The 15,410-nt window shown below is 63.8% G+C and carries 16 protein-coding genes and 1 tRNA gene; 9 read left to right on the top strand and 8 right to left on the bottom strand.

Annotated features, from left to right (window positions below; all coding sequences use genetic code 11):
- The first annotated feature begins 112 nt into the window (after window positions 1–112).
- The 9 genes from RMO89_RS08905 to RMO89_RS08865 all read left to right on the top strand — a co-directional run bounded on the left by RMO89_RS08905 (window position 113) and on the right by RMO89_RS08865 (window position 8,173).
- Complete coding sequence (locus RMO89_RS08905; RefSeq protein WP_310532606.1) at window positions 113–598, top strand: YbjN domain-containing protein; 486 nt, start codon at window positions 113–115, stop codon at window positions 596–598.
- Between the two features lie 64 nt (window positions 599–662).
- Window positions 663–1,460 (top strand): pyrroline-5-carboxylate reductase, encoded by a 798-nt coding sequence (proC, locus tag RMO89_RS08900; RefSeq protein ID WP_310532583.1) that lies wholly within the window; start codon window positions 663–665, stop codon window positions 1,458–1,460.
- A 114-nt stretch (window positions 1,461–1,574) separates the two neighbouring features.
- Entirely contained in the window at window positions 1,575–2,321 is a 747-nt protein-coding gene (locus RMO89_RS08895) for a Bax inhibitor-1/YccA family protein (protein ID WP_310532582.1), read from the top strand.
- A 167-nt stretch (window positions 2,322–2,488) separates the two neighbouring features.
- Window positions 2,489–3,205, top strand: a complete 717-nt coding sequence (locus RMO89_RS08890) for a hypothetical protein (RefSeq protein WP_310532580.1) — start codon at window positions 2,489–2,491, stop codon at window positions 3,203–3,205.
- Between the two features lie 108 nt (window positions 3,206–3,313).
- Window positions 3,314–3,389: transfer RNA gene (locus tag RMO89_RS08885), tRNA-Ala, on the top strand.
- Between the two features lie 226 nt (window positions 3,390–3,615).
- Window positions 3,616–4,671, top strand: coding sequence for a GTPase ObgE (gene obgE / locus RMO89_RS08880; RefSeq protein WP_310532579.1), 1,056 nt, complete (start codon window positions 3,616–3,618; stop codon window positions 4,669–4,671).
- A gap of 49 nt (window positions 4,672–4,720) precedes the next feature.
- Window positions 4,721–5,851, top strand: a complete 1,131-nt coding sequence (gene proB / locus RMO89_RS08875) for a glutamate 5-kinase (RefSeq protein WP_310532577.1) — start codon at window positions 4,721–4,723, stop codon at window positions 5,849–5,851.
- Window positions 5,852–5,864: 13 nt separating this feature from the next.
- A complete protein-coding gene (locus RMO89_RS08870; RefSeq protein WP_310532576.1) occupies window positions 5,865–6,776 on the top strand; it encodes an NAD(P)-dependent oxidoreductase in 912 nt (303 codons plus the stop codon).
- 116 nt (window positions 6,777–6,892) lie between these two features.
- On the top strand, window positions 6,893–8,173 hold the full coding sequence (locus RMO89_RS08865) for an amidohydrolase family protein (protein ID WP_310532575.1): 1,281 nt from the start codon (window positions 6,893–6,895) through the stop codon (window positions 8,171–8,173).
- An 82-nt stretch (window positions 8,174–8,255) separates the two neighbouring features.
- Here RMO89_RS08865 and RMO89_RS08860 read toward each other — a convergent pair whose 3' ends face one another.
- The 8 genes from RMO89_RS08860 to sseA are packed head-to-tail and all read right to left on the bottom strand — an operon-like array spanning window position 8,256 to window position 15,328.
- Entirely contained in the window at window positions 8,256–9,065 is an 810-nt protein-coding gene (locus tag RMO89_RS08860; RefSeq protein ID WP_310532574.1) for a phosphoadenylyl-sulfate reductase, read from the bottom strand.
- A complete protein-coding gene (locus RMO89_RS08855) occupies window positions 9,058–9,486 on the bottom strand; it encodes a DUF934 domain-containing protein (protein ID WP_310532573.1) in 429 nt (142 codons plus the stop codon). Before RMO89_RS08855 ends, RMO89_RS08860 begins: the two co-directional genes overlap by 8 nt.
- Entirely contained in the window at window positions 9,479–11,125 is a 1,647-nt protein-coding gene (locus RMO89_RS08850; RefSeq protein WP_310532572.1) for a nitrite/sulfite reductase, read from the bottom strand. Before RMO89_RS08850 ends, RMO89_RS08855 begins: the two co-directional genes overlap by 8 nt.
- On the bottom strand, window positions 11,125–11,421 hold the full coding sequence (locus tag RMO89_RS08845) for a DUF2849 domain-containing protein (RefSeq protein ID WP_310532571.1): 297 nt from the start codon (window positions 11,419–11,421) through the stop codon (window positions 11,125–11,127). The genes RMO89_RS08850 and RMO89_RS08845 overlap by 1 nt, the downstream gene beginning before the upstream one ends.
- Window positions 11,418–12,188 (bottom strand): uroporphyrinogen-III C-methyltransferase, encoded by a 771-nt coding sequence (gene cobA, locus RMO89_RS08840; protein WP_310532570.1) that lies wholly within the window; start codon window positions 12,186–12,188, stop codon window positions 11,418–11,420. The genes RMO89_RS08845 and cobA overlap by 4 nt, the downstream gene beginning before the upstream one ends.
- Before the next feature lie 58 nt (window positions 12,189–12,246).
- Window positions 12,247–13,242, bottom strand: a complete 996-nt coding sequence (locus RMO89_RS08835; protein ID WP_310532568.1) for a mechanosensitive ion channel domain-containing protein — start codon at window positions 13,240–13,242, stop codon at window positions 12,247–12,249.
- 3 nt (window positions 13,243–13,245) lie between these two features.
- Complete coding sequence (metC, locus tag RMO89_RS08830; RefSeq protein WP_310532567.1) at window positions 13,246–14,475, bottom strand: cystathionine beta-lyase; 1,230 nt, start codon at window positions 14,473–14,475, stop codon at window positions 13,246–13,248.
- Window position 14,476: 1 nt separating this feature from the next.
- A complete protein-coding gene (gene sseA, locus RMO89_RS08825; RefSeq protein WP_310532566.1) occupies window positions 14,477–15,328 on the bottom strand; it encodes a 3-mercaptopyruvate sulfurtransferase in 852 nt (283 codons plus the stop codon).
- Window positions 15,329–15,410 lie beyond the last annotated feature (82 nt).

Here is a 15,410-nt window from a genome sequence, read left to right as displayed (position 1 = left end):
TTGTAAAGTCATGCACAGGCCATCGCACTTGCTGGATTGTCCTTAACCGCGCGGCAACGCATCCAGCCGCCATGAACAGGAACATGATTTCGTGAGGACTGGCCAGGTTTCGATGAACCAGGACGAGGACGCTGCCCCGGTCGAGATGCTCGCATCGCTGTGCGAAGCGCGCGGCTGGCAGTATGAATTTGTTGGCGACGATGAATTGACCACGGAAATCCAGGGTTCGTGGGCGACGTACCAGCTGCGGGCGGTCTGGCGCAGCGAAGATCACGTGCTGCAATTGATCTGCCTGCCAGACATTCGCGTGCCCGATGACAAGAAGGCACCGATGTACGAGGTGCTGGCGCTGGTGAACGAGCAGCTCTGGCTCGGCCATTTCGATGTCTGGTCGAACGGCATGGTCCTGCTTTACCGCCACGCCATGATGCTGGGCGACGACGGTTTGCTAAGCGTTGCGCAGGCCCAAAGCGCGATCGAGACCGCAGTTGAGGAATGCGATCGCTTCTACCCGGCGTTCCAGTTCATCCTTTGGGGCGACAAGAGCCCCGCCGATGCCCTTGCCAGTGCGCTCGTCGACGCGGCGGGAGAAGCCTGAACGGCTTGCCGCGCGCCGGGGGCGTGGCTAACGCCGGGCCAGAAGCAACGGCGGGACCAGTGACATGAGCCTTTTGATCATCGGATGCGGCAATATGGGCGGTGCCATGCTGGCCGGGTGGCTGGCAGGTGGCATGAACCCGGCAGACGTGACCGTGGTCGATCCGCTGCGTCCCGAAGTGCCCCAAGGCGTCACGTTACTGCGCGAATTGCCGGCGGATGGCCAGTTTGGCGCAGTGCTGCTCGGCATAAAGCCGCAGCAACTGGCAGAGGCCGCCCCTGCCATTTCGGCGCTGATCGGCTCGCATACTTCAGTTCTTTCGGTGCTTGCCGGCGTTGACTTGCCCACGCTGGGCAAGGCGTTTCGGGGGGCGGGCGCGATCGTGCGGGTTATGCCGAACCTCGCCGCGGCGCTCGGCAAGTCTCCGATTGCGGTCTCGGGACCGGTCAGCCCGGCGCAAGCATCCGCGATCGAGACACTCCTCGGGCCGCTGGGCCAGATCGAATGGATTGCCGATGAAAGCCTGATGGACCTGATGACGGCACTGGTCGGATCTGGGCCGGCTTTCGTTTACCGCGTGATCGATGCATTGGCGCAAGGCGCGGAAAACCTCGGTCTGCCGCGCGGCCAGGCGGACCGGCTGGCGCTTGCCATGGTCGAAGGGGCGACGGCGCTGGCCGCCAGTTCGCCTGACAGTCCAGCCGAACTCGCCCGCAAGGTGTCCAGCCCCGGCGGAACCACGGTGGCAGGGCTGTCCGCGCTCGATGAAAACGCCGCATTGACGGCGCTGCTCGAGGAAACACTCCGCCGCGCGCGCGATCGGGGACGCGAATTGGCCGAGGCTGCGCGCGGCGCCAGCTGAGCTTGCTACAATTTGACACATATCCGCTCGTCCGGTTTCGCTTGAAACCACGGACGATAAGGCCGATATTGCCGGGACCGGCTTGTCGTCGCTCGGCGCCGGAAGGAGAGAACAATGGCTAACTGGAACGATCCCCAGCCCACTCGGACGGGCTTCGGTACGTCTCCGAGCATTGACGGCAAGAGCCTGGGTCAGACCGCGTCGTATGACATGGGCCTGCGCCGCTATATGCTGTCGATCTACAATTACATGGCATCGGGCGTCCTGCTTTCGGGCATCATCGCATTGGTGTTCGCATCGTCGGGCATGGCTGAAGCCGTGTTCGCAACGCCGCTGCGTTGGGTCATCATGCTGGCTCCGCTCGGTTTCGTCATGGCGATGAGCTTTGGCTTGAACCGCATGAAGACCTCTACCCTGCAGATGCTGTTTTGGGCTTTCTGCGTGGTCATGGGCCTATCGATGTCGACGATATTCCTGGTTTACACCGGTCCCTCCATCGCTTCGACCTTCTTCGCCACGGCGGGCGCTTTCGCGGGGCTCAGCCTGGTGGGTTATACCACCAAGAAGAACCTGTCGGGCATGGGTTCGTTCCTGACCATGGGCGTTTTCGGCCTGATTATCGCGATGCTGATCAACGCCTTCTTCCCGATGCCGGGCCTTGGCCTCGCCATCTCGATCCTTGGCGTGCTGATCTTTGCCGGCCTGACCGCCTATGACACGCAGCGCCTGAAGGAAGCCTACGCTCACGTCGCCGGAACCGACATGATGGGCAAAGTCGTGATCATGGGGGCACTCAGCCTCTACCTCGACTTCATCAACATGTTCCAGTTCCTGCTCAGCATTCTGGGTAACCGCGAATAAGCTGAGCGCGTCTGAACCGGAGGCTGATAAGCTTCCGTTCAGGAAAACAATGATTTGATCGTGCCCGGTGCGCTTATTGTCGCACCGGGCATTTTCTTTGGCGATGACTGGCGCTAGGATCAAAAGCGTATCGCCGTGCGTTGCTGGTGGGTTGAAGGTTTGCTGAAATGATCAAGTTTTCCATGAAGTCCTGCATCCAGTTGGCGGCCGTTGCCAGCCTGGCGATTTCCGGCTGTGCCGAAGCGAAGAAAAAGCCCGTGCCGCTCCCGCCGCCGCCCCCGCCCGCGCCGAAGATGGTCGTGGTTGCGTGGAAGCCGATCCCGCCCGAATGGGCCGCGCCGAACACCCAGGTGCCGCCGTTGCTTCCCGATGGTCTGCGCCAGAGCGTCAACCGCCAGATCACGCCAGCCCAGACCACCTGGAACCTGCGTTCGGGCTACAACGTGGCCGCGCTGAACTGTACGCAGCCCAAGCACGCCGACATCCTGATCAATTACCGCGCCTTCCTCAAGGCCCACGCCAAGACCCTCAAGGCGGTGAACGTCAAGGTCGATGCCGAATGGCGCGCCCGGTATGGCGCCGGCTTCATCAAGCCGCGCGAAAAGTACATGACCGAGGTCTATAACCATTTCGCTATCCCGCCGACGCTGCCCGCCTTCTGCGACGCAGCACTGGCGATGAGCCAGGAAGCAAAGTTGGTGAAGTCCGCCGATTTGCAGAACTTCGCTGCACGCAGTCTGCCCAGCCTCGAGATTGTGTTCGACGATTTCTTCAAGCGTTTTGACCAGTACCGGCTCGACATGGCGGCATGGGAAAACCGCTGGGGCAAGGACGCCGTTCCGGGCTCGACGGTGCTGGCAACGAATACGAATTCGACGATGTAAGGCGCGCCGCACGGGCGCAAAAATTGGCTTTTACGGGCGGTTTGCTTTCGCTAAAGCAGCCGCTCGCGCGGGCAGGGCCAGTCTTCCTGTCCGCACTCGCACTGGAACGGGGCCGTAGCTCAGATGGGAGAGCGCGTCGTTCGCAATGACGAGGTCAGGGGTTCGATCCCCCTCGGCTCCACCAGTGCTTGGGGTGCATGAATTGCCCCAGGACGGCCAGCAAACGGCGAATTTCTGCGCTTCAGGTGCTCACGACCAGTAGGTCGCTGCGCTCTGGTTCTCGAAATTCACCATTTTCGGCTCGTCCTGAGCCAATTTCTGCACCCCAAGCGCAATGAACAAACGACGCTCTTCTTGAGACACTCAAGCCTAAGCGCGACAATTGCATCAAGATCGGCTAACGGCACACCATGCATTTTCTAGACCAGGCAAAAATCTACATCCGCGCAGGCGCGGGCGGCCAGGGGGCCGTCTCGTTCCGCCGCGAAAAGTACGTCGAATATGGCGGCCCTGACGGCGGGAACGGCGGCAAGGGCGGCGACATCATTTTCGAAGCCATCGCCGGCCTCAATACGCTCATCGATTTCCGCTACACCCAGCACTTCAAGGCGCCGCGCGGCACTGGCGGTTCGGGCAAGGACCGCACCGGCGCCCAAGGGCCAGACCTCGTCATCAAGGTCCCGGTCGGCACGCAGGTCATTTCGGACGAGGACCGCGAAACGGTGCTGGCCGACCTGACCGAGGCCGGACAGCGGGTGACGCTACTTGAAGGTGGCATGGGCGGGCGCGGCAACGCCAGCTACAAGACCAGCACTAACCGCGCCCCGCGCCAACACCAGCCGGGCCTGCCAGCCGAGGAACTGTGGGTCTGGCTGCGCCTTAAGCTGCTCGCCGATACCGGCCTTGTTGGTCTGCCGAATGCCGGCAAATCAACCTTCATCAACAAGATCACCAATACCAAGGCCAAGGTCGGCGCCTATGCCTTCACTACGCTGCGCCCGCAGCTGGGCGTGGTGCGCCACCGTGACCGCGAATTCGTGCTTGCCGACATTCCCGGCCTGATCGCCGGGGCTGCCGAAGGCGCAGGGGTGGGCGACCGCTTCCTGGGCCACATCGAACGCTGCCGCGTGCTGATCCACCTGATCGATGCCAATGGCATGGATCCTGTCGAGGCGATGGAAGTGGTCGAGGAAGAACTCGCGGCTTATGGCGAAGGGCTGGATGAAAAGCCGCGCCTGATCGCGCTCAACAAGATCGACCTGATCGACAAGGAGTTGGTCGATGCGTTCAGCAAGGAACTGATCGCCGCCGGCGCTGCCGAAGTCTTCCCGATTTCGGGCGCGACAGGTGCCGGGATCGATGCCCTGCTGGACGGCGTGATCAGTTACCTCCCCTCCGCGACCGTTACCGAACGACCCGCTGGCGAGCGTGAAGAGAGCGACGACACGCCTTGGTCACCGATCTGACGGCGTCCGGGGAGTTGCATCCTGCGCTGTTTTCCCTAATCCCCGCTGCATGAACATCGCTCGCCTTTCCGACCTCGCTGACAAGGCCAAGTGTCCGCGTCTGGTGGTGAAGGTCGGCTCGGCGCTGCTCGTTGACCGCGAGGGCCCGCGCTCTGCATGGATCGAGGCGCTGGTGGGTGAAATTGCCGCCGCACGCGCGCGCGGACAGGAAGTCATCGTCGTTTCGTCGGGATCGATCGCGCTGGGCGCCCGCACGCTCGGGCTGGAAAAGGGCGGGCGCGGGAGCCTTGCCGATGCGCAGGCCGCCGCTGCCGTGGGGCAGATCGCGCTTTCGGGACTCTGGGCGGAACTGCTGCGGAAGCATGGGCTGACGGCAGCACAATTGCTGCTGACGCTGGAAGATCTTGAGGATCGCCGGCGTTATCTCAACGCCACGGCCACGCTAACCCGCCTGCTCGATGCCGGCGCGGTGCCGGTGGTGAACGAGAACGATTCGGTCGCCACGCAGGAAATCCGCTTTGGCGACAATGACCGGCTCGCCGCACGGGTAGCGCAGGCGGCGCGGGCCAGCGCAGTGCTGCTGCTATCGGACGTAGATGGCCTCTATGACCGTAACCCCAAGGACCCGGCGGCCAAGCTGCTGCCCGAAGTGCGCGGGGTTACCCCGGCGATCCGCGCGATGGCCGATGGTGGTTCCGCCTCGGGCATGGGGTCCGGCGGCATGACGTCGAAGCTGCAGGCTGCCGAAATCGCCGAGCGCGCTGGCATCGCGCTCGTCATCGGCAACGGCACCCACGATGCCCCGATGGCGCGGGTGATCGAACTGGGAATTGGCACGCTGTTTCTCCCGAAAGCCAAAGCTGGCGCTCGCAAGGCGTGGCTGGGCGGGCGGCTGCGGCTGAAAGGCACGCTGGTCGTCGATGCCGGGGCGGCAAAGGCCCTCGCCAAGGGATCGAGCCTGCTGGCTGCCGGGATCACCGACGTCGAAGGCACGTTCCAGCGCGGCGATGCTGTGGCGATACGAGATGGCGAGGGCCATCCGCTGGCGCATGGCCTTGCCGAATATGACGCCGAGGAATGTGCCAAGCTGGTCGGCCATCACAGTCGCGAACATGAAGCGCTGCTCGGCTATGCGCCGCGCTCGGCCATCGTCCACCGCGACCAGATGGTCCTGCTGTGACCCTGGTCCTGCTATGACTTTGGCGGTTACCGGCGCCACCGGCTTTGTCGGCCAGGCGCTGCTTGACCGTGCTGAGCAGTTGCAGCAACCGGTCCGCGCGCTCGCTCGCCGCAACCAGTCAGACCGGCAAGAGGTGGAGTGGATCGCGGGCGATCTTGATGACGTTGCCGCACTGGAACGCCTGATGCAGGGGGCAGAGGCGGTGCTCCACATTGCCGGATTGGTGAGTGCCCCCGATGTTGCCGGGTTCGACGCGGCCAATGTGGGCGGCACGCTGAACGTGATCGAGGCCGCCAAGCGCGCCGGTGTGCAGCGCCTGATCTTCGTATCATCGCTGTCGGCGCGCGAGCCGCATTTGTCGCTCTATGGTGCGTCGAAGGCGCGCGCGGAGAAGCTGGTCATGGCCAGCGGGCTCGATTGGACGATCGTCCGCCCGCCGGCGATCTACGGCTTCCGCGACAAGGAAATGCTCGACCTGTTCAAGGCGGCGAAGTGGGGCGTGATGCCAATGCCGGGCCGCGAGGGCCGCGCGAGCTATATCCATGTCGAAGATCTGGTGCGGCTGCTAATGAAGCTCATTCCCGGCGGCGAGACGGTGACTGGCAAGACTTTCGAACCAGATGATGGCCGCGAGCAGGGCTGGAGCCACCGCGAAATCGCGCGCGCCATCGGCTGGGCCGTGGGCAAGCGGCCGGTGATCGTTCATCTCTCATCCGGCTGGCTGCACCGCGCGGCGCGCTGGGGCGGCAAGCTTACGCGTGGGCGTTTCAAGCTGACCCCCGACCGCGCCGGCTACATGGCGCACCCCGACTGGGTGGCAAGTATGGAAGCCAAGGTTCCGGAATCACTATGGAAACCCATTGTGCCAACCCGCGAAGGGCTGAAGGCTACGGCGAAATGGTACCGCGAGCAAGGCTGGCTGTGATCGTTTGCCGATAGGCCGATAGGCTTGCCTGTCGTCCAGCCGGTCCGTTTCGCCTTGGCGCGCCTGCACAGGAAGGCGCACAAGGACCCTCACACATGGGTTGAGGAGTCCGAACGATGTCCACTTTGATCAAGGCTGGCGCTGATGACGCCAAGCGCTACTGGCTCGACGAAGGCCGCGGCGACAAGGGCGGTTTCATTCGCGAGGTCGATTATGCCGCTAACGCGCGCGGGCTTGATCCGCTGTTCGAAGGCATCAAGATCGTCGATTGCGACACGCATTTCACCGAACCGGCGGACTTGTGGGTCGATAATGCACCTGCCGGCATGAAGGCCAAGATGCCGCATGTGGAGCGCATCGGCGAGGCGGACAAGTGGGTCTGCAATGGCCGCGACTTCGGCAGCCTCGGCGGCAATGTCATTGCCAAGGACAAGAACAAGCTGCTCGGCAAGCTGGCTTTCCAGCGGTACGAACAGATCGCGCCGGGTTCCTATGACCTCAAGGAACGGCTCAAGGACATGGATGACATGGGCATCTGGGGGCACATCTGCTTCCAGAACGGCGGGGTGACCCAAGCCGGATCGCTCGTCGCGCTGGAAGATGATGCCTTGGCGATGGCGATCATCGAAATCTACAACGATGCCTGCAAGGACCGCATGGACGCATCAGGCGGCCGCGTGAACTGCATGGCGACACTGCCCTATTGGGACAAGAAACTGATGAACGCCGAGATGCGCCGCGTCGCGGACCTCGGTATCAAGGGCGTGGTCCTGCCCGACCGGCCCGAGCGCCTGTCCGAAGGCTATCTGGCAGAAGGAGGCGGTATTTCACCTTTCTGGGAGGAAGTGTTCGAGATCTGCCATTCGCAGGGCATCCCGATCAATTACCACCTCAACTCCTCGCTCGATGCCGAAAGCGCGATGTGGAACAACTTGGGCTTTGACCAACGCCTGCCGATTTCCGCGCTGATCCACCACATTGGCTGCGCGGCGACGATGTCGAACTTCATGGTTTCGGGCCTGCTCGACAAGTATCCGAACCTCAAGATCGGCCTGATCGAAAGCGGCGCGGGCTGGGTGCCGTTCTGGCTGGAAGGCATGGAGCACCAGCTCAGCGAATTCCGCACGACAATCAACCGCGGGCTGGAACTGAGCCCGACCGAGTATTTCCGGCGGAATTTCTGGGTCAGCTTCTGGTTCGAAACTGTCGCGCCGACCAAGCTGCTCGATGAAATCGGCGCGGACCGCATCCTGTTTGAAACCGACTATCCGCACCCGACTTCGCTCTATCCCGGCGTGCAGGACAAGCTGGTTTCAGTGCTGGGCCACCAGCCTTACGAGACGCGGAAGCTGATACTGCAGGACAACGCGAAGAAGCTCTATAACCTGCCAATCTGAGTCCCCGCGCAGGCGGGGACCCCGGCAGGCGAGGCGTTTCATGGCCTGAGGCCCCCGCCGTCGCGGAGGCTCGCAGCTCTTGTCAGAAGACCGGATCGTAACCGGGAGGCAGGTCGCCCTCGTCGGTGCTGGGTTCGCCCGGCACGTGGATGCCGCATTCGGTCTTGTCCCAGCCCTTCCAGCGGCCCGAGCGTGGGTCTTCGCCGGCGGCAACCTTGTGCGTGCATGGCGAGCAGCCGATCGAGGGGTAACCCTCGGCCACCAAGGGGTGCGCGGGCAGGTCGTGGCGGACGAAATAGGCGGCGAGATCGTCGGATGACCAGTCGGCCAGCGGGTTGATCTTCAGCCGGCCATACGCGTCGGACGTGTCGATCTCGAAGCGCGGCAGCCCGGCGCGGGTGGCGGACTGGAAGCCCTTGCGGCCAGTGATCGAGGCATCGAAGCGCTCGATAGCGCGCGCCAGCGGTTCGACCTTGCGGATTTCGCAGCAGCCATCGGGGTCATAGGACCAGCGCAGCCCGCTTTCGTCCCGGGCCTTCAGCTTCTCCGCATCGGGCGTCAGAACTTCAAGCCCGGTCAGGCCAAGCTGCGCCACCAGAGTATCGCGGTAGGCCAGCGTCTCGGGGAAATGCTTGCCGGTGTCGAGGAACAGCACCGGGGTCGACGGATCGATGCTGGCGACAAGATGAAGGAGAACAGCGCTTTCCGCGCCAAAGCTTGAAACCACGGCAATATCACCGGCCATGCGTTCGCGCAGCACCGTGCCGAGCATTTCGGCAGTGTCCGTGCCGCGAAACAGCCGGTTGAGCTGCACTGCTTCGGATTCGGTGAACCGCGGACCAGTGTCGATCCGGTCGATCTGGCGCTTTGGCATGGTCACGGTGTCAGCCATGCCTCTTGGCCCAGACGGGCGCGCGGCCGTCGACCGTTGGCTGGTAGACGTCGGCATAGCGCGCCATGGCGGCTTCGGCATCGGCCGTGTTGAGCGGATGTTCAGGGGCGAAGCTGTCAAACCCGCAGCGGCGCATATAGGCGAGCTGGTCGACCAGAACATCGCCCACGGCGCGCAGTTCGCCGACATAGCCCGCCTCGCGCAGGATACGTGCCGCTGAATAACCGCGTCCGTCGGTATAGGCGGGGAAGTTGACCTCGACGAGCTTCAGCCGGTCGAGATAGGGCAGCAGGACGCGCGCATCGTCACCCGGCTCGATGCGGACGGCGGCGGCGTTGGTCTGGTCGCCGAACGAATCGACGGTCACGGCCGGGTCGCCGGCGGGCTCGTCAGCGCGGTAGCGGAACTGGGTCTCAACCATTGGCCGGCTCCTTGGAGTAAATGGCTTCCTTGAACGGCGCCATGCCGAGGCGGCGGTAGGTATCGAGGAAGCGCTCGTCGCCCTGCTTGTTGGCGAGGTAGAGATTGGTCGCCTTTTCAACGGCATCGACAATGCCGTCCTCGTCAAAGCCGGGGCCGGTAATCTGGCCGAGCGAGGTGTCCGCACCTTCGCAGCCGCCGAGCAGGAGCTGGTAATTCTCCACGCCCTTGCGGTCGACGCCGAGGATGCCGATGTGGCCGGCGTGATGGTGGCCGCAAGCATTGATGCAGCCCGAAATCTTCAGCTTCAGCTCACCGATTTCCTGCTGCTTGCCGGCGAAACGCTCCGAAATCTTCTGCGCCACCGGGATCGAGCGGGCATTGGCGAGGCTGCAATAGTCGAGCCCCGGGCAAGCGATGATGTCGCCCACCAGATCGAGGTTCGCCGTGCCGAGACCAGCCGCGTCGAGCTTCTGCCACAGCGTGTAGAGATCGGCCTTGCGGACATGCGGCAGGACGATGTTCTGGGCGTGGGTAACGCGCAGTTCGTCGAACGAATATTCCTTCGCCAGATCAGCCATCAGGCGGATCTGGTCGCTGGTCGCATCGCCCGGAATGCCGCCAACCGGCTTCAGGCTGATCGTCGCCGAAAGGTAGCCCGGCTGCTTGTGAGCCAGGCAGTTGTTGTCCACCCACAGCGCGAAATCCGGGTCGCTGCGGTCAAGCTCGTCGCTCGCCGACAGGTCGAAAGCCGGATCGGTGAACTGCGCCTTGATGCGTTCCAGTTCGGCCAGCGGCGGCTCGATATTCTGGGTCAGCAGGTGCGCGAACTCTTCCTCGACTTGGGCAGTATATTCATCCTTTCCAAGCTCATGGACGAGGATCTTGATACGCGCCTTGTACTTGTTGTCGCGGCGGCCGTGGCGGTTGTAGACGCGCAGGCAGGCCTCGGAATAGGTAATCATCTGATCGAGCGGCACGTATTCGCGGACCAGCGGCGCGATCATCGGGGTGCGGCCCATGCCGCCGCCAACGTAGAAGGCGCAGCCCAGTTCGCCGGCATCATTACGCACGATCTGGATGCCGATGTCGTGCAGACGCATGGCCGCGCGGTCGGTGTTGCTGGCGATCACCGCCATCTTGAACTTGCGCGGCAGGTAGCTGAATTCCGGGTGGAACGTGGACCACTGGCGGATCAGTTCGGCATAGGGACGCGGATCGACGATCTCGTCGGCGGCGGCGCCGGCGTACTGGTCGGACGTGGTGTTGCGGATGCAGTTGCCGCTGGTCTGGATGGCGTGCATCTCGACCTTGGCGAGATCGGCCAGAATGTCGGGCGCATCGTCCAGCTTGATCCAGTTGTACTGGATGTTCTGGCGCGTGGTGAAGTGGCCGTAACCGCGATCATACTTGTCGGCGATATCACCCAGCATCCGCATCTGCGCGCTGCTCAGCGTACCATAGGGCACGGCGACCCGCAGCATGTAAGCGTGCAGCTGGAGGTACAGGCCGTTCATCAGGCGGAGCGGGCGGAACTGTTCCTCGGTCATCGAGCCATCAAGGCGGCGGCGGACCTGGTCACGGAAATCGGCAACGCGGGCATCGACCAGGGCCTGGTCGTATTTGTCATACTGGTACATCAGATCACCCAGTTGCCGGCGGCAGGGTCGGCAGGCTTGAGGGAAAGGTCGAGGCGGACGGTCGGGCCGAGCGCGCGAATGCGTTCCTTGATGTGGCCGGGGCGAATGCCGTCAGGCCCGTGCTCGCCGTCGATCACATAAGGGGCGACGACGCGGCGCGCGGCGTTTTCACGCGCGGCGATTTCCTCGCCATGCTCACCGACATCGGCGGCATCGGCAACGTGCAGCGACCAGCCGCTGCCGTCCCACCAGGTGACGGCACCGCTATTCAGGTCATTGCCGGTCAGGATCTTCATTGGGCAATCTCCAGCGCAAAGGCGCGCAATTCGTTTTCCGGCTGGGCCGTGACATGGCCGATCACGATCAGCGCTGGGCTCTTGATCTTTTCGCGCGCGACGAGGTCCGCGAGGCCGGCAACCGGACCACGAAGCACGCGCATGTTCGGGCGGCTGGCGTTTTCGATCACCGCCAGCGGGGTTTCGGGGGCGAGGCCATCGGCCATCAGCTTTTCGGAAATCGCCTCGCTAGTGGCGACACCCATGTAGATCACCAGCGTGCGTCCCTTGCCGGCAAGGCCGGACCAGTCCTGCTCGGTCAGGCCCTTGCACTGGCCGGCGACGAAGCTGACGATCGAGGCGCTGTCGCGGTGAGTCAGCGGGATCTGGGCTGCGGCTGCTGCGCCCATCGCGGCGCTGATGCCCGGGACGACCTGAACCGCCACGCCGGCAGCGCGGCATGCCTCTGCCTCTTCACCACCGCGGCCAAATACGAACGGATCGCCGCCCTTGAGGCGCACGACATCGTTGCCGGCGAGGGCTTCGCGCACCATCAGGGCGTTGATCGCATCTTGCGCCATGGTGTGGCGCGAGCGGCTCTTGGCGACCGAGATCAGGCGCGCGGCCGGACGCGCGAGCGCGAGGATCGCCGGATCGACCAGTCCATCGTGGACAATCAGGCCCGCCTGCATGACCAGCCGCGCGGCGCGCAGGGTCAGCAGATCGGGATCGCCGGGGCCGGCGCCGACGAGGTAAACCGTGCCGGGGGTGGGGATACTATCGCTCATGATGGACCAGATGGTCCCGCCCGCCTGCCATTGCCAGCGAGAAAGCCTTTGAAACGGCTTAGTTCAACTTTCCCTTGCGCGCTTTGGCTTTGGGCTTTGGTTTTATCCCGAGATCGTTGGCACCTGATTTCTCGATCGCCTCGGGCGCCTGACTTTCGGCGATGCGCGCGATTTCGGCCAGTTCCTTGGGCCATTCGCGGATGTGGACGTCGTGTTGGGCGTAAGGCACCTCGATGCCATTGGCGACGAAGGCCTTCCACACGGCTTTCAGCAGGTCGGAACGCAGGTTGCCCAGTCCCTCTTCGGGGTCGTCGATCCACATCTGCACTTCGAACTCGATCGCGTTTGACCCGAAACCGTGCAGCCAGACCTGCGGCGGATTGCGGTTGAGCACGCGTTTCAGCGAAAGCGCCGCCTCCAGCAGGACCTTTTCCACCTTCTCGATATCGCTGCCATAAGCGACGCCGACCGGCACTTTGACCCGCACATCGCGTGAGGAAAACGACCAGTTTTCAACCTGACTGGTCATCAGCAATTCGTTCGGAATGAGGAATTCGATCCTGTCGCGCGTGGTGACGGATACCGCGCGGATGCCGATCTTGTTGACCTGGCCGACGGTCTTGTCCGACCCGGAGCCGACCGCGATGACATCGCCCGGCTTGATCGAGCGGTCCATCAGCAGGATGATGCCCGAGATCAGGTTGCCGAAGGTCTTCTGCAGGCCGAAACCGACGGCAAGGCCGAAGGCGCCGGAAAACACGGTCAGCGCGGTCAGGCTGATGCCGAGGAAATCGACGCCGGCCAGGACCAGCCCGACCCAGACCGCGATGCTCACCAGCTTTTCGCCCAGCAGTTGCTGCGTGGCATCGAGTCGGGAAATCCGGCGGAACGAACGCCGCACCAGCGCTGTCATGACACGCCCGGCGATGACCACCACAATGCCGACCGCCAGCATGATCAGCGCACGATAGACCGAGACGCGGTAATCGCCGACATCGAAGCCGATCAGATCAAGCTGCCGGGCAATTTCTCGCAGGTCTGCGCGAATATTCATCGCCTACTCCGCCGCGCCGCGCCAGGCGGCCATGGCCTGATCAAGGTCGGCGATCAGGTCCGCCGCGTCTTCCAGACCCACGGCCAGACGCACCGCAAGCCGGTCGGTTTCCGCCATGCCCTTGGGCGGCCACGCGCTGGCTGTGCGGATCGCGCCGGGATCGGCGGGGGTGACGAGGCTTTCAAAGCCGCCCCACGAATAGCCGATGCCGAACAGGGTCAGCGAGTCGATGAAGGCATTGCGCGCCTCTGCGTTGCCGCCGCGGAAGGCGAAGCCCATCAGGCCGCAGCCGCCGGTGAAATCGCGCTTCCAGATGTCGTGGCCGGGGCTGCCGGGCAGCATTGGACAGAACACGCGTGCGACTTCGGGCTGCGCTTCGAGCCACTCGGCAATCGCAAGGCCAGTGGCGGCGGACCGCTCCAGCCGCATAGCCATGGTACGCAGCCCGCGCAGGGCGAGGCTGGCATCGTCGGGCGAGACGACTTGCCCGGTCAGCTGTGCCATGCGCCGGAGCTGGGGGTACCATTGCTCTGTTGCGCTGACGCTGCCCATCATCAGGTCGGAATGGCCGCCAACGTGCTTGGTCAGGCTCATCACCGAAATGTCTATGCCATGATCGTGCGCGGTGAAGCCGAGCGACCCGGCCCAGGTATTGTCCATGATCGTCACCACACCGCGCGCTTTGGCCAGCGCGCAGGCGGCGGGAATGTCCTGCATTTCCATCGTCAGACTGCCCGGCGATTCGAGCAGGACGGCGCGGGTGCGATCACAGAACGCGGCTTCGAGCGCGGCGGGATCGAGCGGATCGAAAAATCGGGTTTCTACGCCGAAATCCTTGAACAGGGTCATGCCAAGCGCCCGGGTCGGCTCATAGGCGTGGTCGCTCATCAGCAGGACGTCGCCGGGGCGCAATACGGTCAGAAACGCGCCGGTCAGCGCAGCCACACCCGAGGGATAGAGCATGGTGCCAGCCGCGCCGGGTTCAAGGCCGGTCAGCGCATCACACAGCGCCCACTGGGTCGGCGAACCGCGGCGTCCATAGAAAAAGCGCCCGTCGCAATTGCTCTTCGGGCCTTCCTTCAGCGCCTTGGTGTTGGGGTAAAGGTGAGTCGAGGCGCGCCAGATCGGCGGGTTGACCACCGCCGAGGGGTGGCCTTCAACGCCGGTCCATTCGCCCCGGCGGCCGGCATGGGTGACCCGGGTCTGCGGGCCGAGCTTCTTGTCATTCGCCATGTCAGACTGGCTTTGCCTCTCCGGTTTCCTTTGGGGTGTCGGGATCGGCGCCCCACTCGGTCCACGATCCATCATATAGGGCAACGTCATCCTTGCCGATCAGGTGCAGGGCGAAGGCGAGGCAACAGGCCGTGACGCCGCTGCCGCATGACGTAACGATGGGGCGCGACAGGTCCACACCGGCAGCAGTGAACGCCTCGGTCAGCGCAGCCTCGTCTTTCCACGTGCCATCTTCGTTGAACAGCGCGGCAAAAGGGACGTTCAGTGAGCAGGGGATGTGTCCGCTGGCAATTCCGGGGCGCACTTCGGGATCGGTGCCGGTGAAGCGGGGCTTGCCGCGCGCGTCGACCACCTGTTCGGCCTTGCTGGAGATATTGGCGAGGACCTGCGCTTTGCTGCGCAGCTGGCCCTCGTCGCTCCAGGTCGTATAGTGGCGGCGGCGCTGCTTTTCCTCGCCGGATGCCAGCGGGCGGTCTTCGGCCTTCCACTTGGCAATCCCGCCATCGAGCAGGGCAACGTTCTGCGCGCCGAACAGGCGCAGCATGAACCACGCGCGGGCCGAGCTTTTCACCGCGCTGTCATCATAGATCACGATGCGGCTGCCATCGCCAAGGCCGAGCGCCTGCATGCGGCTGGCGAACTTGGCGGCGCTGGGCAGCGTGTTCTCTACCGGCGCGTCGCTGTCTACCAGATCGCTAAGGTCCATGAACACCGCGCCGGGAATGTGCGCGGCGAGGTATTCGGCCTGCGCATTGCGCCCGGTTTCCGGCAAGTGCTTACTGGCATCGACGATCCTGAGATCGCTCGCCCCCATTTCGGCTGCGAGCCACTCGGTCGTCACAAGACTGTCCATCGGCGCACGCCTCCTCCGCGTTGCGTCAGTTCAGGGTTAGCCTCGCAGTTGCGAGCCGTCGAGGGGGAGAAAGTAGCTTAAT

This window comes from Novosphingobium sp., assembly GCF_031424035.1.
In the GTDB taxonomy this organism is placed as follows: domain Bacteria; phylum Pseudomonadota; class Alphaproteobacteria; order Sphingomonadales; family Sphingomonadaceae; genus Novosphingobium.
This window is presented reverse-complemented; position numbering and strand designations above follow the sequence as displayed.